This window comes from Rhizobium tropici CIAT 899 (assembly GCF_000330885.1).
GTDB lineage: Bacteria > Pseudomonadota > Alphaproteobacteria > Rhizobiales > Rhizobiaceae > Rhizobium > Rhizobium tropici.
Genome location: NC_020061.1, coordinates 475,227 through 492,217, shown reverse-complemented (window position 1 = coordinate 492,217; position 16,991 = coordinate 475,227). Strand labels below are relative to the sequence as shown.

Annotated in this window: 17 protein-coding genes and 5 pseudogenes; 7 read left to right on the top strand and 15 right to left on the bottom strand. The window is 57.0% G+C overall.

The genetic code is table 11. From position 1 onward, the window contains the following. Positions 1-14 precede the first annotated feature (14 nt). The 3 genes and pseudogenes from RTCIAT899_RS21940 to RTCIAT899_RS34245 all read right to left on the bottom strand — a co-directional run bounded on the left by RTCIAT899_RS21940 (position 15) and on the right by RTCIAT899_RS34245 (position 3,204). Positions 15-1,265, bottom strand: coding sequence for an MFS transporter (locus RTCIAT899_RS21940; RefSeq protein WP_004119727.1), 1,251 nt, complete (start codon positions 1,263-1,265; stop codon positions 15-17). 954 nt (positions 1,266-2,219) lie between these two features. Next, positions 2,220-2,391: pseudogene (locus tag RTCIAT899_RS33275) on the bottom strand (IS5/IS1182 family transposase); the annotation flags it as partial. A gap of 318 nt (positions 2,392-2,709) precedes the next feature. Beyond that, positions 2,710-3,204, bottom strand: a complete 495-nt coding sequence (locus RTCIAT899_RS34245) for a hypothetical protein (RefSeq protein WP_240535447.1) — start codon at positions 3,202-3,204, stop codon at positions 2,710-2,712. 91 nt (positions 3,205-3,295) lie between these two features. Between RTCIAT899_RS34245 and RTCIAT899_RS33550 the strand changes: the two genes are divergently transcribed. Then, positions 3,296-3,472: a hypothetical protein gene (locus RTCIAT899_RS33550; RefSeq protein WP_154660805.1), complete on the top strand. Its 177-nt coding sequence runs from the start codon at positions 3,296-3,298 to the stop codon at positions 3,470-3,472. Positions 3,473-3,488: 16 nt separating this feature from the next. On the opposite strand, the pseudogene RTCIAT899_RS33270 reads toward RTCIAT899_RS33550, so the two are convergent. Then, positions 3,489-3,686: pseudogene (locus RTCIAT899_RS33270) on the bottom strand (IS630 family transposase); the annotation flags it as partial. A gap of 93 nt (positions 3,687-3,779) precedes the next feature. Here RTCIAT899_RS33270 and tnpA (RTCIAT899_RS21920) point away from each other — a divergent pair. The 3 genes from tnpA (RTCIAT899_RS21920) (at position 3,780) to tnpC (RTCIAT899_RS21910) (ending at position 6,228) form a co-directional block, all read left to right on the top strand. Next, positions 3,780-4,157, top strand: a complete 378-nt coding sequence (tnpA, locus tag RTCIAT899_RS21920; protein ID WP_004126183.1) for an IS66-like element accessory protein TnpA — start codon at positions 3,780-3,782, stop codon at positions 4,155-4,157. After that, a complete protein-coding gene (gene tnpB, locus RTCIAT899_RS21915; RefSeq protein WP_004129022.1) occupies positions 4,154-4,501 on the top strand; it encodes an IS66 family insertion sequence element accessory protein TnpB in 348 nt (115 codons plus the stop codon). Before tnpA (RTCIAT899_RS21920) ends, tnpB (RTCIAT899_RS21915) begins: the two co-directional genes overlap by 4 nt. A 68-nt stretch (positions 4,502-4,569) precedes the next feature. Beyond that, on the top strand, positions 4,570-6,228 hold the full coding sequence (gene tnpC, locus RTCIAT899_RS21910; protein WP_004129019.1) for an IS66 family transposase: 1,659 nt from the start codon (positions 4,570-4,572) through the stop codon (positions 6,226-6,228). Here tnpC (RTCIAT899_RS21910) and RTCIAT899_RS21905 read toward each other — a convergent pair. After that, entirely contained in the window at positions 6,209-6,442 is a 234-nt protein-coding gene (locus RTCIAT899_RS21905) for a DUF6429 family protein (RefSeq protein WP_004129017.1), read from the bottom strand. The genes tnpC (RTCIAT899_RS21910) and RTCIAT899_RS21905 overlap by 20 nt on opposite strands. A gap of 59 nt (positions 6,443-6,501) precedes the next feature. Beyond that, positions 6,502-7,431: pseudogene (locus tag RTCIAT899_RS21900) on the bottom strand (IS630 family transposase); the annotation flags it as partial. 404 nt (positions 7,432-7,835) lie between these two features. Between RTCIAT899_RS21900 and RTCIAT899_RS21890 the strand changes: the two are divergent. Then, positions 7,836-8,087, top strand: coding sequence for a hypothetical protein (locus tag RTCIAT899_RS21890; RefSeq protein WP_004121984.1), 252 nt, complete (start codon positions 7,836-7,838; stop codon positions 8,085-8,087). Between the two features lie 79 nt (positions 8,088-8,166). Here the strand turns inward: RTCIAT899_RS21890 and tnpC (RTCIAT899_RS21885) are convergent. Continuing rightward, positions 8,167-9,309, bottom strand: a pseudogene (gene tnpC / locus RTCIAT899_RS21885) (IS66 family transposase); the annotation flags it as partial. A 135-nt stretch (positions 9,310-9,444) separates the two neighbouring features. Here tnpC (RTCIAT899_RS21885) and RTCIAT899_RS21880 point away from each other — a divergent pair. Continuing rightward, on the top strand, positions 9,445-10,476 hold the full coding sequence (locus tag RTCIAT899_RS21880) for an IS110 family RNA-guided transposase (protein WP_015342012.1): 1,032 nt from the start codon (positions 9,445-9,447) through the stop codon (positions 10,474-10,476). A gap of 337 nt (positions 10,477-10,813) precedes the next feature. On the opposite strand, the pseudogene RTCIAT899_RS21875 reads toward RTCIAT899_RS21880, so the two are convergent. The 3 genes and pseudogenes from RTCIAT899_RS21875 to tnpA (RTCIAT899_RS21865) all read right to left on the bottom strand — a co-directional run. After that, positions 10,814-11,263: pseudogene (locus RTCIAT899_RS21875) on the bottom strand (IS66 family transposase); the annotation flags it as partial. 54 nt (positions 11,264-11,317) lie between these two features. Then, positions 11,318-11,671, bottom strand: coding sequence for an IS66 family insertion sequence element accessory protein TnpB (gene tnpB, locus RTCIAT899_RS21870; RefSeq protein ID WP_004121998.1), 354 nt, complete (start codon positions 11,669-11,671; stop codon positions 11,318-11,320). After that, entirely contained in the window at positions 11,652-12,107 is a 456-nt protein-coding gene (gene tnpA / locus RTCIAT899_RS21865) for an IS66-like element accessory protein TnpA (protein ID WP_004121997.1), read from the bottom strand. Before tnpA (RTCIAT899_RS21865) ends, tnpB (RTCIAT899_RS21870) begins: the two co-directional genes overlap by 20 nt. Positions 12,108-12,272: 165 nt before the next feature. Here tnpA (RTCIAT899_RS21865) and RTCIAT899_RS21860 point away from each other — a divergent pair, with 165 nt between their 5' ends. Next, positions 12,273-12,647, top strand: coding sequence for a hypothetical protein (locus RTCIAT899_RS21860; protein ID WP_004118259.1), 375 nt, complete (start codon positions 12,273-12,275; stop codon positions 12,645-12,647). A gap of 148 nt (positions 12,648-12,795) precedes the next feature. Here RTCIAT899_RS21860 and RTCIAT899_RS21855 read toward each other — a convergent pair whose 3' ends face one another. The 5 genes from RTCIAT899_RS21855 to RTCIAT899_RS21840 form a co-directional block, all read right to left on the bottom strand. Further along, positions 12,796-13,191: a DUF6941 family protein gene (locus RTCIAT899_RS21855; protein WP_004118260.1), complete on the bottom strand. Its 396-nt coding sequence runs from the start codon at positions 13,189-13,191 to the stop codon at positions 12,796-12,798. Between the two features lie 396 nt (positions 13,192-13,587). Beyond that, positions 13,588-14,112 (bottom strand): hypothetical protein, encoded by a 525-nt coding sequence (locus RTCIAT899_RS33975; RefSeq protein WP_172831086.1) that lies wholly within the window; start codon positions 14,110-14,112, stop codon positions 13,588-13,590. Positions 14,113-14,495: 383 nt separating this feature from the next. Continuing rightward, the gene (gene istB / locus RTCIAT899_RS21850; protein WP_015342034.1) at positions 14,496-15,251 is read right to left on the bottom strand and encodes an IS21-like element helper ATPase IstB; all 756 of its coding nucleotides are present in this window, start codon (positions 15,249-15,251) and stop codon (positions 14,496-14,498) included. 14 nt (positions 15,252-15,265) lie between these two features. Then, on the bottom strand, positions 15,266-16,156 hold the full coding sequence (locus tag RTCIAT899_RS21845) for a transposase (protein ID WP_200863263.1): 891 nt from the start codon (positions 16,154-16,156) through the stop codon (positions 15,266-15,268). An 85-nt stretch (positions 16,157-16,241) separates the two neighbouring features. Continuing rightward, entirely contained in the window at positions 16,242-16,991 is a 750-nt protein-coding gene (locus tag RTCIAT899_RS21840; RefSeq protein ID WP_240535426.1) for a tyrosine-type recombinase/integrase, read from the bottom strand.

The window sequence follows — 16,991 nt, the reverse complement described above, 5'->3', positions numbered from 1 at the left end:
CTTAGCCCTGTCTCTTAAGGTCGATTGCTCCAAGCAATAAAACCTCCGACGAGCATTAGGAATGACGTAAAAAAGAACACTGAATGTATACCGGCATGAGCAGCTAATACGCCGCCAATGGCCGGGCCGAGCACTTGACCCGCGTGCTGCGCCGATGTCGACCAGCCGAGGATCGCGCCGACGGCTTGCTCGGGGACGCTGTGGCGTATCACGCTGCCGATACAAGGTAGCAAGCCCCCTAAAACGAGCCCCATCAATATTCGCAGCCCCACCAACTCCAAAACGTTCGTAACGAAAGCTTGTGACAGAAGGAGTGCCGCAGCGATGCACATTGCGACAACGATAACTTTCCAGTGCCCGACGCGATCTGCTAGTCTTCCAAGGTGCGAGGCGGAAAGAACACTCCCAAACGCTGTACCCGAAATGACCAGACCGGCCCAAAGGGTAACATGACGATTTGGCTCGACGAGTTGCGAAATGTAAATCGCTGTTATTGGTTCAATGGACAGATTGGCGATCATCAGAAGCAAGCCCGTCGCCAGCATTGCCAAGACAGGCCTCCTGCTTGGGATCGTCGACCAACTGTTGGAGTGTTCACGCTCTGTCGTTCGAGCATTGAAATTCTCTCTGATCAAAAATGCGCTGGCAACAAAAGTGAGGAAGACTAATGCCGCAGTCAAAAAGAACGTTTCTCGAATGCCGATTAATGTTGGTAGAAATCCGCCGATCAGCGGGCCGACGAGGTTGCCCCCCATAATCCCCGTGGCCAAGAACCCCAACGCCCAGCCAATACGGTCTTTGGGAACCTGTGTCGCTACCAAAGCATATGATCCAGACGAGTAGCCTCCGAGTAGACCGGCTAAAAATCTCATAGCCAGCAACTGCCATACATCTTGAGCTACACCCATCAAGGCCATCGCTGCGACCACGCCCAAGCTTGCGCGAACCATCATCGCCTTCCGACCGTAGCGGTCGGCAAGTCTTCCCCAGAGCGGGGCAACCAGTGCGGCCGCAAGGAAAGTCACGCCGTACGCCACGCCCGAAAACTGCGCTATGGATGCTTGGTCGCTGACGCCTAATTCCCGGATATATAGGGGTAAGAAGGGAAGTAACATTGTCATGGCAACGGTCGTGGTGAACGAACCGGCAGCACAAACAATAAGGTTCGTCCTCCAATAGGGCGTGCTGCCGTTCAGATACGAGCTCGCATTCCCAAGCTTATTTCCACTGTTGAGCACTGTGAATCGCACTTCTTGCTGGGGCATATGGATTTCGGGCACACATTCGGTGTCAATGCCGACCTCGAACCGACTGCTTCGCTTCCGTGTGCGTCGAGGATTGCTAAAGACGTTATGGATCAGAAGTCCTCCTCAGTCGCGGGATAATCCGCTCTATGGCGGAAGGGATTGACCCTGTGGTCAATGCCTTCTCCGGTAGAATGTACTCTGGTAGATATCTGACATGTTGCTCTTGTAGCCCCCGGTCCGTCCGCTGGATTTAGCCGAGAAAGGAATGTTCGCCGGCAGCTCCCGCCGTTTCGCTACAGGGCTGCAAGGCTCGTGCCAAAAACACCGAAAGACTTCCTGTCAGCTTTTCAGCTATTTAACTTGAGACAAAATGAGTTTGCTCAACAAAACTGTGTCGCAAACCCGGTGCAGACGCGTCAAATGAGATGCTCCCGCCGTCTCAACTATGCATTTCGCGGACATCTTGTAATTTCCGTTGCCAGCAGGTTGTCAACGATGAAATCGATATTGTGTTCTTAGAGCGCGCACGCGAACGCGTCTCTCGTGCCGCTTGTTCTCTGTAGCATTTAGGAGCCGCATAAAAGCGGCAGAGCCGGCTGCTCGGCTGATAACAAGATAGGTTGTCATTCTTGAGTTCAGGAAGTCGGCGACACAGTGAGATCGGTGCGCCATGCTGCGGCACTCGCGAAACCAGCCAAACTTAAATCAGCAGGTTTGGAGCACCTACCGTCGCTCTGCCCCACTTCCCCAAGCATGCAGCACGCCGCGGTGTTGACCCAGATCAACGTAGCCAACCGCATTGCTGGTAATCTTAAGCATTGCTAAATCCGAAGGTTAAATGCGGAGGTGACACAATGCTAGCGGCAGCAAGAAAAGATTATCTCGTCGGCCCGTCGCGGAATGCAATCCCGTGTTTGGGGCGTTGGTGCATGGATTGGGATTTGAGGGGATGGCGATCTTTGAAACGGCTGTCTATGGCGTGGCTGCCCTACGGCGGACGGATTTCGGGCGTGCGCAAGCAAGCATGCGGTTGAGGACGGCGCAGCCGATAGCGACTTCGGTCTGCTGCACGGGAGACGATCTTGCGCGCAAAACGTTTTCCGATGATGGACTTGTATCCCCCAATGGCGGTCTCGATCAGCGAGCAACGGCTCAGCCATTGAATATCGCGAGTTGACCGAAGGCGAAACCGTTGAAGATCGCTGGAACTGCTCTATCCGCGACTGACGACCGTGGGCGCACCGCGGCGAAGAATTTCGCGCGATCCACGATGTCTTTTCCTTTTTTGGATAGCTTCGGCAGCAACCGGCATTCAGTTTGGTTTCATCGTGTGGTAACGGACCGTTGCGCGAGCAAAACGCCCCCCGGAAATTTGCTCGCGCACAATGAACCACACCCGGTTCCTCGGCCCTGCCTCACTGCCTTGAGGTGGGGCCATTTCACTAAAGACCGCTCCAGAACGTCACAGCTTCGCCGCCCCGGTGAAGAAGTCGTCGATCTGCTGGGGCGTGAAGCCCATCGCCTGAAAGCCCTCCTGCATCATCGGCGACGATTTGACGAACGAGCCGGAATATTCATAGGCGATCTGCACCGATCGGTCCTGCGTTTTCACCCATCCATCGACCTGGTCGAGAAGGCCTGCAGCGAGGAGCTGCAGTTTGAATTGGCGCGCTGAAACCATCTCAGGGACAACGATTGGCGCAACATAATCGGCGATCATGCCCCCGCCATTTACCCAATCGACTATGATCTGATTGTCCTCTGCGACGAAGAATTCCCCTTCGTCGGAAACGATACGGATGGATTTCGGATCAGATGCCGTTCGTGTGACGCCGGGAGAAAGCGTCTGGTCAATCGTATCGAGCACCGGCGAGATATCGACCGGTGTGGCCTGCCCGCGAGCGGCGCCGTAGAGCTGGTTTGCTTCAGCGTTGCGAGCATTCGTCAAGTCGGTCATTACCCGCGCCGCACTGTCGGGAGCATCGAAGCCTTCGGATATTCGATGGCGCAACGTCCGTCGTCTTCAACTGCGGCACCGGCGCTCTGGCATGTGCTCGGCCCTCGAAATCGCCCATGTGGCGTTCTCCGCGGTCGCTGCCACCGGCAAGATCAAGCCAGCGACTGTTTCCAAGGAAGGCGCCGCCTACGCGGGCGTCGAGACGATCTGCGCCGATCCATCCCACACCACCACCGTCAATGCCGTTGTGCTCGTCGCACAGGCCTAGTACCCCTCCGCAGAGATTATGACTCTTTGACTGGATAGGCCTTGTGGAGTTTTTCACGGGCTTTTTCGGTGGTGAACATCCATTGGATTTGTGCCCTTTGCGCGTTTCTCTGCTGCTGCCAAGCATTGATCTCTGCAATCATCCTGTGTTTGTCGTCGATCCTGCGGTCGAGGCATTGGCTTTTCAAAACGCCAATCTCGATCTCGACGTATCCCCACGCCGAGGACCGCCTTGCTTTGTCACGGTGATAGCGATGTTTTGCTGAGGTGAGCGGTATCGCCACGTTGCTAACAACGAGGATAACGACGTGTCTATCCATCAGCTTGAGATTTTGGCGGGCAGTATGCGGCGCCGGAAGTTCACACGAACTTCCAAGGAATCGATCGTTTCGGAGACGCTGACTGGCGAGATGACGGTGACGGAGGTTGCGCGACGTCACGACGTTGATCGGTCACTGGTTTATCGGTGGCGTCGTGAGCTTGGTGTTGCAGAGAGAGCGGAAGAGCCGCGCGCCTTCGTTCCGGTGAAGGTACAACAGGCGCCGGACTCGGCAATGGGAATGCCGGCTGCGACGGCGTCTTCTGCGATCGAAATCCATGTTGGCCGGGGCCGGTCGGTGCGGGTCACTCGTGACTTTGATGCCTCGACGTTGTCGCGCGTGCTTGATGTGCTGGAGGGACGATGATCCCGATCAGTTCGAACGTCAGAGTGTGGATTGCCAGCGGTCACTGCGATATGCGCAAGGGTATGCAGGGGTTGGCTCTCATCGTGCAAGAGGGGCTTGGCCGCAATCCGTTCCAGGGCGACGTTTTTGTTTTCCGCGGGAGAAATGGTCGATTGATCAAGGCCCTATGGCATGACGGTGTCGGACTATCGCTTTATGCCAAACGGCTCGACCGAGGCCACTTTATTTGGCCGGCGACAGTGGACGGAGCCATTGCCCTTACAGCCGGGCAGATGTCCTACCTTCTTGAGGGAATAGACTGGCGAAATCCGCAACAGACATGGCGTCCGACGAGCGCCGGATAGGTGCATTTTGCGGCTCGAACCTTGAAGAAAAGCTATGCAAATCAGTGGCTTTGTGGTTTGATCCGGACATGGAAAACGGCCTGGAAAACCACTCCGATTATGCCGCTGCACTTGAAGCAGAGCTGGTCGTGGCGCGTGCGGAGCGCGCCGTTGCCTTAGCCGAACTTGCCGTCGCCAAAGCCAAGGAAGCGGACGATCAAGCCACCATTCTGCGTCAGAAGGTCCATATCGAAAAGCTGCAAAGGCAATTGCGTGGTCAGAAATCGGAGCGGACTGCCAGGCTGATCGCTCAAATGGAGCTGATGCTCGAGGATGCCGAGGCGGCGGCCACCGAGGATGAACTTGCCGCTGAAATGGCCATTGCTGCGGCCGCCCCCATTGCTGTCGCCGGCTTCACACGCAAACGCCCCGTTAAGAAGCCATTCCCCGATCACCTGCCGCGCGAGCGTGTCGTTGTGCCCGGTCCGGTCGCCTGCAGCTGCTGCGGTAGTGACCGGCTGCGCAAGCTGGGCGAAGATGTCACCGAGACGATGGAGAGCATTCCACGCTCCTGGAAAGTCATTCAGACGGTGCGCGAGAAGTTCACCTGCCGCGACTGCGAGAAGATCAGCCAGGCACCGGCCCCATTCCACGTCATTCCCAGAGGCTGGGCAGGTCCAAGCCTTCTGGCGATGATCCTCTACGACAAATTCGGCCAACACATTCCCCTTAATCGTCAGGTGGAACGATTTGCGCTTGAGGGCGTGTCAATCAGCCTGTCGACGGCAGCCGATGCTATCGGTTCTTGTTGCCATGCCCTTGATCCAATCCTGAGGCGGATCGAGGCTCACACCTTTGCAGCCGAGCGGATTCACGGCGACGATACCACGGTTCCGGTTCTCGCAGCCGGCAAGACCGATACTGCTCGGATCTGGACATATGTGCACGATGATGCCCCGTTCGGTGGCACGGCGCCGCCGTCGGCGATGTTCTATTATTCCCGCGACCGCAGCGGTGACCATCCGCAGGCGCATCTGGCCGGCTATTGCGGCATCCTGCAAGCAGATGCCTATGGCGGTTATACCAAGCTCTATCTTCCTGATCGCAGTCCAGGTCCGATCTATGAGGCAGCGTGCTGGGCGCACGCAAGGCGACCATTCTTCATCATGGCCGATCTCGAGGCCAATGCCCGGCGCAAGGCTCAGGGCAAACCCGCTGCCGTCATCTCACCAATCGCCATCGAGATGGTGCGCCGGATCGATGCGCTGTTCGAGATCGAACGTCAGATCAATGGCCAGACGGCCGATGAGCGCAAGGCGACGCGTCAGCAGCATAGCAAGCCACTGATCGCCAACATGGAGCGGTGGGTGCGCGAGCAACGTGCCAAGCTGTCTCGCGACAATGATCTGGCCAAAGCGTTCGACTACATGTTGAACCGCTGGGTATCGTTTACTCGTTTCCTCGACGATGGCCGGATCTGCCTGTCGAACAACGCGGCAGAGCGTTCGCTGCGCGGAATTGCATTGGGAAGAAAGGCTTGGCTATTCGCCGGCTCCGACCGTGGTGGTCAACGAGCTGCCGCCATGTACAGTTTGATCGTCACCGCAAAGATGAACCATGTCGATCCGCAGGCCTGGCTTGCCGATGTGCTTGCCCGTATCGCCGACCACCCGGCAAACAGGATCGACGAGTTGTTGCCGTGGGCTTGGAAGGCCGAAAAGGCGGCACCTATTGCGGCGGCCGCGTAAACAGTTCCCGAAACAGCTCCTCTGACCGTTGCAGGCCTTCATCCGTTAAGATCAACGACTTCGACTTGTTCACCGGATCGGCGATCAGCCCCTTCTTGAACAAACGATCCGTCGTCTCCCAGTCCAAACCCTTCCAGGCTCGATACCCGTCATGCAGCGTCAGCCACAACAGCGCCAGCACCGCATCGTCGATCTTGTCTTCGTCGATATCCATTGCGAGAGCTTATCACGTGCAAATACGAAATTAATGCGGTACTCGCCGAATGCGTACGTCTCGACCATATTCAGCCAACTTGCGTGTTTCGGCGTGTGGTGGAATTCAAGCCGCTTGAGCACACGACGGGCTTCGGCGGCAGGAAACGCGTCGTATAGCGCGCCGGGTGAATGGGTAGAGAGATTGTCCATAACAACACGAATGGTCTTTGCGTCAGCATAGTCAATGTCGACCAGTTCGCGCATGCACTCGGCGAAGTCCTTGTTGGTGCGCCGATCGGTGACCTTCACCCGCCGCCATGGCTGATGCGCGTCCAAGAAAACGAAAAGATTGACGGTGCCATTGCGGCGATATTCACAATCGTAGCGCAAGGGCTGCATCGGCTTTGCAGAAATGGGGTCCCGCGCCTCGCCAATCAGTTGGACCGGGCTTTCGTCAAAGCAGACAACCGGCCTTTGCGGGTCTGGGGCTTCGGCATACAGGTCCAGGACGTCTTCCATTCGGGCGACATATTCCCCGTCGACCTTGGGAATGCACCACATGTCTTTTCGCCATGGCTTGAGATGATTTTCACCAAGCCTTCGGCGCACGGTCTCGCAGGAGATCTGCGCGTGATCGGTCAGCTTGATCATCTCGTCAGCCAGAAGCTCAAGCGTCCAACGTGCCCGGCCGGGCGGCGGAGTTGAGCAAGCCGTCGCCACCAGCAGTGCTTCCTCCTTGGCTGATAGTTTGCGGGCAACGCCGGGCCGTGGCTCCTCACTCAACGCGCCTTCGAGATTGGCCTCTACCAGGCGGCGCTTGGTGCGATAGATGGTCGATCCGCTGACATTCAAAGTCGCAGCGATGACCTCGTCGCTCACACCCTCATTCGCCGCCAACAGGATTTGTGCACGCTTGAGCCTGCGCGCCGAGTGACGGCCACCGCTCAAAAGAGCGTTCAGTTGCTCACGTTCAAGCTGGTTGAGTTCCACATGATATCTTATATTCATTTGAGCCTCCTGATGCGATGAAACACAGGTTAAACTCAAATGAATCAAACGTTTGGCAAAGAGCCTCCTGCCGGAGCGCCACAGTTCACGCAGCTGCAGGGCCAATACCTGGCCTTCATTTATGCCTACACCAGGATCTTCAAACGCTCCCCGGCAGAAGCGGACATGCGTCGCCACTTTGAGGTGACCGCACCGTCTGTACACCAGATGGTGATAACCCTGGAAAAGGCCGGTCTCATTCAACGCCAGCCTGGAGAAGCGCGAAGCATTCAATTGCTCGTACAACCCGAAGCGCTGCCAATCTTGCGATAGCTCAACCCGTCAGAATCTCTGCGGAACGGTACTAGGCGGTCGTCTCCAGCGCTCTCCAGCAGGCCAAGGCCGCTCAGCAAAGGAAAGCCATCATGTTCAATACGAACGCAATTCACAATCTTCCGAATATCCTGATCGCCGTTCTCGCGGCCGTCACGGCATTCCTGATCGCCACCGGCTGCACTCAGTTGACAACGGGGCTTCTCGAATGCTCTCAGTCGTGGATCAGCCCGACCTATACCGCCGCTATCGTCGCTGTCCTTGGGGCGTCCAAGACCCTGATCAACGTCGTTCGGGATGGGTTTGGCGGTCTCATCAAACCCCAGCCACCGGTCGAGAAATGAACAGCGCCGTTCTGCTGACGCTATTCGTAAGCGCTCATTTCCATGCGCGTTGACGCGGCCCGTTTGACCGGGGTCGCCGTCAGACGGCTGCCATTGGATCATGCAGCGGCGGTTTCAGCGTTTCAGCGAAGTTGAAGGGCAGCAGGTCGGTGATGTCGGCTTCGATGACACGCTGCGGTAATTCGGTAAGGACGTGACGCAGATAAGCCAAGGGTTCGATGCCGCAGGCGCGGCATGTCAGCATGAGGCTGTAGATGACGGCACTGGCCTTGGCTCCGTCCACGGTGTCGCTGAACAGCCAACTCTTTCTTCCCGTGGCAAAAATCCTGATGTCGCGCTCAAGCAAGTTGTTGTCGATCGGCATCCTGCCGTCTTCTGTATAGCGCGTCAGGTACTCCCATTGGTTCAGGGTGTAGGACACGGCATCGCCAAGCTTGGTATCGGGCAAGACCTTCGGCGCGATGTCGTCGAGCCATGCCTTGAGAGCGTTCAGGATGGGGACGCTGTGTTGCTGGCGGAAGCGGTGGATGCAGTGATCTCGCGTTTCGTCCTTATCCGGCTTCTCATTGCGCGCCTGGCTTTCAATCCGGTAGAGCTGCGCGAAGAACTTGAGCGCCTGCTCCGGCGGACCGCCGCCTTTCTTCCTTGCCTTGAGCGCGTCGACGAAGCGACGCCTGGAATGGGCCATACACCCAACATGGGTCGCGCCGTTCAATGTGCGCCAGGCGGTGTAGCCATCGCTCATCAAGATGCCGCGGTAGTCGCCGAGGAAGGCCTGCGGATAAATCTGGCCGCGGCCGGGTTGATAATCGAGCAGCACGATTGGCTCGCCGCTGTCTTCCCCGCTCCTGTATGCCCACATGAAGGATGTGCTGGTGGCTTCCTTGTCCTTTTCCTTCAAGACCTGGACCGTGGTCTCGTCACCATGGATGAGCGGCTGCGCCCTGAGCCGCAATTTCAGGGCGTCATAGATTCGGGAGAGATGCCTCTCGCTCGATCCGATCACCCAATGCCCGAGAGCGCCGCGGCTGACGGGAACACCGGCACGCTCGAAGGCCTGGGCCAGGCGGTAGAGCGGCGTGCCATCGACATATTTATGGACGAGCGCGAAGGCCAGTGTCGAGGCCGTGGCGATGCTGCCCGGCAAGGCCTGCGCGGGCATTGGCGCGAGAATGACAGGCGTGTTGATGCCGGTGCGGTCGCAATGGCGGCAGGCATACTTGAACATGGGGTAATCGCGGCGCGCGTCACCCGATGCTAGGCACGAAATGTCTACTGGCGGGGGTGGTTGCCCCCGATAAGATGGAAATACGGGCTCACGATTGGAACCGGGCCCAAACATCAAATGGAGGCAACCGTGGACCAATATATAGGGCTGGACGTTTCATTGAAAGAAACTGCAATCTCGATCCGACAGGAGGGGAAGCGGATCTGGCGGGGAAAGTGCCCATCCGACCCAAAACTTTTGTCGGAGATGATCCGCAGGCACGCCCCTCACGCCAAGCGCGTTGTATTCGAGACGGGTCCGTTATCTACGTGGTTCTATCATGCGCTCACGGCCGAAGGAGTGCCGGCGATCTGCATCGAAGCGCGGCACGCCCAAAGGATTTTGGATGAGACGCTCAACAAGACGGATGCCAATGACGCGGATGGCTTAGCTCATTTGGCCGAAGCCGGATTCTACAAGACGGTTCGGGTAAAGGCATTCGACAGCATGCTGACACGCACGCTGGTGACCGCTCGCAATCAGTTGCTCAGCATCTCGACCCAGCTCAGCAATCAAATTCGCGGTCTGATGAAGACTTTCGGTCTCATTGTCCCGAAAGGGAGGGGGCGAATATTTGACGGGAACGTGAGACAATTCCTGGATGGGAATGACGCCTTGGCTAAGATCATATTGCCTCTGCTCGACGCCTGGTGCGACATACGAAGACGCGCTGCCGGTCTTGATCACCAGTTGCTCGCGGCAGCACGGGGAAGTCAGGAGACCAAGCTTTTGATGACGATCCCAGGGGTCGGCGCCGTCACCGCCATCTCGTATGTCGCCGCAATCGAAGACCCAGACAACTTTAAAAAGTCGCGCTCCGTTGGCGCCTGGCTTGGATTGACAACGCGGCGTTATCAATCAGGAGAGGTCGATTATGACGGCCATATCTCGCGACGAGGCGACAACCGTCTGCGTGGGCTGCTTTACGAAGCGGCGATGGTGCTTCTTACAAGAACCAGTGCTAGGACCGAATGCAGTCTGAAGAATTGGGGGCTCAAGCTGCGTGACCGGCTTGGCTTCAAGCGCGCTGCGGTGGCGGTCGCCCGAAAGCTTGCCGTCATCATGCATAGTATGCTCAAAACAGGAGAAATGTTCAACGCATTGGCTGGCGCTCCCGTATAAAGCGAAAGTACCTGCCTTAAACCTCAACGCGTCAAATCTGATTTGAGGCGTACTCAGCGTCCGTGCCACGGACGTGGGTTGGATCATTCCGTATGTTGCGGCTGCAGCTCGTTGAGACTTGCGTTTTGAACAAAGGAAGGTCCACCCTGCGAAGACCCATTATGCGGCGATCCTATGTCGACCGCGAAGACAACCCTGCCCCTGGCACCGGATGGCTGTAAAGAAAAAAACGACGCTGAGGCCCGATCTATCGAATTGATACGCCGTTTTGCGTGCTGCAATACGGTGCGATACTGAATGGCCAAACCAACTTGACTAATGGATTGCGATTAGACAACCGCACATTCTGCAGGACCTTGGCCTTCACCTCGATATGGAGCTGCTCGGTGACCGCCTCACCCATGCGATGCATCTGGTGACGGCAGCAAGGGCAGGCCTTCTGATCGTGGGCAATGTCATATTCGACGCGCTCGCGCGGCAGGTGTTCCGGCAGGGGCTTGCGGCCACGCTTCTTGCCCTCCGGCCTTTCGGTCGATGGCAAGCCGGTGTCCGGCAGGTGGACGACCTCGCCATCTTCTCCGCTGGCGTCGTCATCGGCAACCTGCTCGGCTTCATCGAAGAGGCGGTCCACGTGCTTTTCGCTCTTCGGCGCAAAACGATGCAGCCGCGCCAGCACCAACTCTTCCTCGAGCTTGACCACGCGTTCCGTGAGCTGACGGTTTTCCGCCTGCAGCGCCGCAATGCGCGCCATCAACTCCTCAACAGTGGGTTCGCCGGGTCGGATCATCAGATTCTTGAATCTGAACCGTTTCGCCCCGTCAACCGCAGACGTTGCGAACTGTCAGCCGGCGATCTGGTATTGCCGAACCGGATGGCGGACCATCGCGTCGATATCAATGCCGTCGAGAATCCAGTGTAATTGCTCGGTCGTCAGCGTTACCACCATCATCTCCCGACGTGGCCACCGGAACCGGTCTTCCGACAATCGCTTCAGCACCATCACAAAACCGGACCGATCGAAGAACAGGAGCTTCATCCGGTCACGGCGGCGATTGCAAAAGGCAAAGACCGCAGGCGCAAACGGGTCCAGCGCCATAGTCTCCTGCACCAGGACCGCAAGGCTGTTGATGCCGGCGCGGAAGTCGATCGGTTCGCGATGCAGGTAGACCTTGAGATCAGCGCCCAGTCTGAACATGACCCAAAGCTCCGATGATTGTCCTCAAAGCATCAGCATCACCGGATTCCAGCGTCAGCTTCACGCCGTTTGGTAGCAACGCGCTTATTTTGGAAGAACCTGACAGATTGGCCTTCCCCAGTGACGCCGGTTGGTCTTCCCTAAACGCGACCGGCATCTCCAACGAGGAGGTCCCGACAGGCAGGCTGCAGTCTGCCGCGACGACCGGGATAAACCGCGAGCTTGCAGATCCCGCCGAGAAGCGAGCCTCCCTGGCATCCTTGACCCATTTGCGCAGTAGGTTGGCATTGATCCCATGCGTAAGCGCAAGGCCGGATATCGACACACCAGGCTCAAGGCAGGCCGCAACAAGCCGCTCCTTTGATCCCGGATCATAGCGGCGTCGCCCATCACGTCCCACCAACCGCACTCGCAGTTTCTGCTCTTCGTCACTCATATTTGGTGTCCACCTATTTTAAGTGGACACTTCATGCGGCAGAGAATTCAACGCGAAAAGGCGCAACGAAATGAGCGCTTACCGCTATTCTTCATCACGGCCGGCACCCTTGCAATCGCCATCGGTGCCGGCCTCCTCTCCATACCGCATTGAAAGACGTGAAAGATGGTGGCTGACGAAACCGGAGATGAAGAGATGCAGATGCCGGAACGCGCGAAGAGGATGGGGGCGAATATCAATACCCTCGTTGGAATTCTCTCGATCGCCTCTTCGGTCGGCATGGGTGTCTGGGTCACGGCGAACAAAAGCCGCGATATCGAGGACCTGCAGGGTTGGCGGAAGGACTTTATCGTTCAGACCGAAGCGAATTCAGCCCGCGTCGATCAGCGCCTGCAGGCGATCGAAACGCGACAGTCGACCGCCGAAGGCGATATCAAGACGCTCGGCTTTCGGATGTCAGCAAGCGAACAATCGGTCGGGTCCGTACTCGCCTCGATCAAGGATCTGACGTCATCCGTCAATGAGCTGAATGGGATGTGAAGGTCGTTCGCGAGATTCTGCAGCGGCAGGATCGGCAGAGCGGCAATCAGCGCTGAGGAGGCAAAAAAATCCGCCGAGCGGGTCTCTGGATGCCTTCGGATTGTCGAGGTCGCTTCCGCGAAGGGAGTTGTAGGAAATATGGGAGGAGTCATGAATTCTCTGAAATCGATACTCTTAAGCGATCGGCGATGAATGTTGGTTGATCGTCGATAGAGATGTTGACAACGATGTCACCTGGCCGATCAAAATTAACCAGCAGACCAGTTGGAAACGCGTGGGCTGGTAGTGCTGCGTCAGAAATCTGAAACTGCACATCTATCTTTCCCAAAATGACAGAGTTTTTGCCGTCTTCATAGGTGACTGTTACGCTTGTTTTATGATCGCCAGCAGGCAGACCGAAAATTTGAATCCATGTGGCCATGGGTTGAATGAAAGGGGCTTGAAGCCTGATTTCGCCAGAATAGACCCCAATCAGGATGAGTTTGCCGTTGAACTCTTGACGTATGTCGTCGCAAAATACGACGCGAGCCCTTATTTCTGCCAATGTACGCCCCCTAGACCAGCGGCCGTCTTGGCGACATTTTGGGTTGGGGCCCTAGAATTCCATTCTGCTTTGCCAAATGAACCGGAGCTTTCCGTGACGCATGTGGAATGCCTCCGATTGGATAGTGCTTCTCTCTGGGGCCAGTGCCGTTCAGCTCGCAGGAAGCTACCATCGATAGCAAAAAGTAGTTCTGCTATCGTGTCTATCGTCCAGTTCCCGGGCGTATTCAGAAGACGAGATACTTGAGCAGGATCTTTACCGAGCCGGCGGGCAATGTTTGCGCGTGTTATACCGGCTTCGACACAAGCGTTCGCAACCATGTCAAAAACATCGTCTCGCGCGGTTTGAGTGACATAACCAAGTGTGCGATCGCTGATACGATCGTCGCTAGATGGCTCAGCCAATAATGATGTTTCGTGAGATGTATTCAGCATGTGTGGCCCCAATCAAAGGCGAATTTTGAGGAAACAGGAGATCCCATTGGGCTCGGCATCGTTTTACTGCTGCGCCAAAACGAAGATTGTCCCTAGCTTCCCATGTAAGCAGGATGAGACTATCGACTTGGGCGAATGCGCCGAAGATACGGATTTGCGGGCGCGGTTGTCGTATTCGCATATCCACGATTCCCTTACTTGTAGGAGCATTTCTCGCCACAAGAGTTGCGGGGTCTTTTCGCATCGGGTCCATGGCAAATCGAATTGCCCTTCCGGTGGTGAAAGCATCTATTTGAGCTCTCGCTTCACCCGCAACTCTATCAAATCGAGCATGAACAGACGCTCCACCATTTAGAAACTCACCGACTTCCGTTGATACAAAAATGTTTCTTTCCACTCCACGCCCAGGAAGCATCGGTCTTACGAACGACAGTCGGCCTGTTGAAACGTGGTTTTGCAATTCCTCCAATATTGACATATAAGTCAACAAACCTCTATCAGCAATCGGCTATTGAATGAATTTTTGGTAATTGGCGGTTCTTCATTGCCACCCCGGCCTTGTTCCAACAGCAAGAGAGCCGATTCGTAAATTTCTTCATGTTAAGCGTCGGTTATTTGGAATTTGGCCCTTAGGTGGCTGATCAAGGCCATAGATATCCCACCCGTTGCTGTCAACGATATCAAAAAAAGGCGAATGTCGATGCCGACAATTCGCTCAAAGGTGTGTATTCCAATGAAACCGGACAGGAATTCCGATCTTTAACCGGACGCTTATTCCAGCGTTTTACCGGACGCGATTCCGAGGCGAAGCCGGACGATGTACAGCGTCTCTGGGTCTGAGTTGATCATTGTCGGCGAATATCGGGCAGGTCAAGCCTGAGTTGCATTCTCGGCTGACAGGTTTCGATGTTTGCGCAGGCTCTCACCGGAAAGTTCGATGCGGTAGGCGTTGTGGACAAGGCGATCCAGCACGGCGTCGGCGATCGTGGGATTTCCAATCATATCGTACCAGTGGTCCACGGGGATTTGGCTGGTAACAATGGTCGAGCGCTTCTCGTATCGATCCTCGACAATCTCCAGGAGATCGCGTCGTTGCTCGTCGGTGAGCTTCTCCGGCCCCCAATCGTCCAGGATGAGGAGATCGGCTTTGCCCAGGCTCTTGAGCATCTTTGCGTAGCGACCGTCGCCTCGTGCCAGGGCGAGCGCGGCAAAGAGCCGTGGCACGCGGTGATAGGCGACGGCAAGATCCTCCCGGCACGCCTTTTGACCGAGAGCGCAGGCCAGCCAACTTTTGCCGACGCCGGCAGGACCGATCAATAGCAGGGAGTGCCGCTGTCTGATCCAGTCGCAGGTGGAAAGCTTGAGGAAGAGGTTGCGATCGAGACCACGCGCTGCTCGGAAATCGGTATTCTCGATTTGGGCGTCATGGCGCAGCCTGGCGGCACGGGCTCTGGCTTCGAAGCGCTTCTGGCGACGCGAGGTCTGTTCCCGTTCGAGCAGGATCGCGAGCCATTCGCCGTGCTGGAGGCTTCTCGCTTCCGGTTGCATTTCCAGTTCCTGGAAGGCGGAAGCCATGCCGGAAAGGCCGAGTTGGCGCAGCGTATCTACAGTGGGATTGGTCAGCATTCTTGATTGTCTCGTTAATGAAAGTAGGCTTTGCCGCGAAGATTGGCATGCTCGCCGACGGCGGCAGGTTCGGCGGAATGTCGTGGTGCCTTGTAGGTGCTGATGAGCGCGGTGATGCTTTTGCAGGTCAGTCCGCCGATCTCGACGGCACGGGCGGACACCGCCTCGGCCTGCATCGTAGGAATTGCCCGATAGAGCTTCAGCACGCCGAGGCAGGTTCGAAAGCCTTGTTCCGGATGAGGACGGCTGGCCAGGATAGCGATGATCAGCCCCTCGGTCTGAGGCCCAATGGAAGCGCCCCAGCGCTGGAACCTTGCAGGCGACCATTCGGCATAGCGCCGGTGCGAGCTGGGCATATGGTCAGGATCGGTTCCGTAGCGTGATCCGCCGTAACGACGCTGGTGGACTGCGATCCTCTTGCCCTTGAAGAAGACCTCGATCGTGCGGCCCGTGGCCCTGATATCCACCTGCTGTCGGATCAGGGTATGGGGCACGGAGTAGAAATAGTGCTCGAACTCGACATGGTAGTCGGTCGAGACCCGCGCCAGCTTCCACTCGGCGTATTCGTAGTCCTCTGCCGGAAGAGCCGCGAGTGCCGGGCGTTCCATGGTCTTGAACATCTCCTGGCGGGTTTGGCCCAACCGCTTCATGACGTGCGTGTTGATCCGCTCGACGGCATCCCGGATGGCGGCGTTAGCTTCCTCCAGTGAAAAGAAGGTCTGATTGCGTAGCCGGCCGAGGATGCAGCTCTGGGCGAAACGTACGCCGGCCTCGACTTTTGGCTTGTCTTTCGGCCGCTTCGGTCGCGCCGGAAGCACGCCGACGCCGTAATGGGCAGCCATCCTGCCGAAGCTGTGGTTGATCTCCGGATCGTAGAAGCTCGCCTTGTTGACGCCGGACTTCAAATTATCCGGATTTTGTGTCCCGAACGGTTATGTGCCCCGCAGCCTGGTGATCCAAGCGCTCTCGCCGACACGGGGCACATAACGATCAGAGGTCGGCGAGCCATTCGAGAAGCTTTGGCTCGCTCTGCCAGACTGGCTTTCGGGGAGGTCCCACCGAAGAACTAGCAAGTCCCTGGCAAGCCTCAAGCGCCTCCTGCTTCATCCTGATGCTAATCTCGGCATATCGGTTGGTTGTATCGAGGCTGACGTGGCCAAGCCAGCCTCTTATGACGTTCACGTCGACGCCGGACTCGAGGAGATGAACGGCCGTCGTGTGTCTCCAAACATGTGGAGATATGGACCTCTGTCCATTGCCAATGCGAATATTCGAACCATGACGCCGGACAAGCTTATATAGGCCGAACCGCGTCAGCGGCTTCCCGACGTTGCTGAGGAATACCGGACTTTCTGTAGCGGCTGGGTGGCGTCGGTTACGCAGCATCTCGCCAAGCAGGCGGGCAGTCTCGGGCCATAGTGGACAGGTCCGCCACTTGTCGCCCTTGCCGTGCAGGTTCACCCGCGGTGAGGAGGTCAAAACCAACTGATCGACGATCAGTCCGGTGACTTCCGTTGCGCGGGCGCCCGTATTGTACAGGAACATGAGCAGCGCCTTGTCGCGGATGGCCAGCTTTCCGCTGCGCGGCAGTTTGTCGAAGAGCCGTTCGACCTCGTCGCGCTCGAGATAATAGGTGGCTGCTGGCTGCGCACGCTTCCTTGGGATGGCGGCGACGCGTTCGGCCTCCGGCAGCACTATAGGTTCCTGGCCCCCGGCATTGGCGAAGAAGGTGTGCAGCAT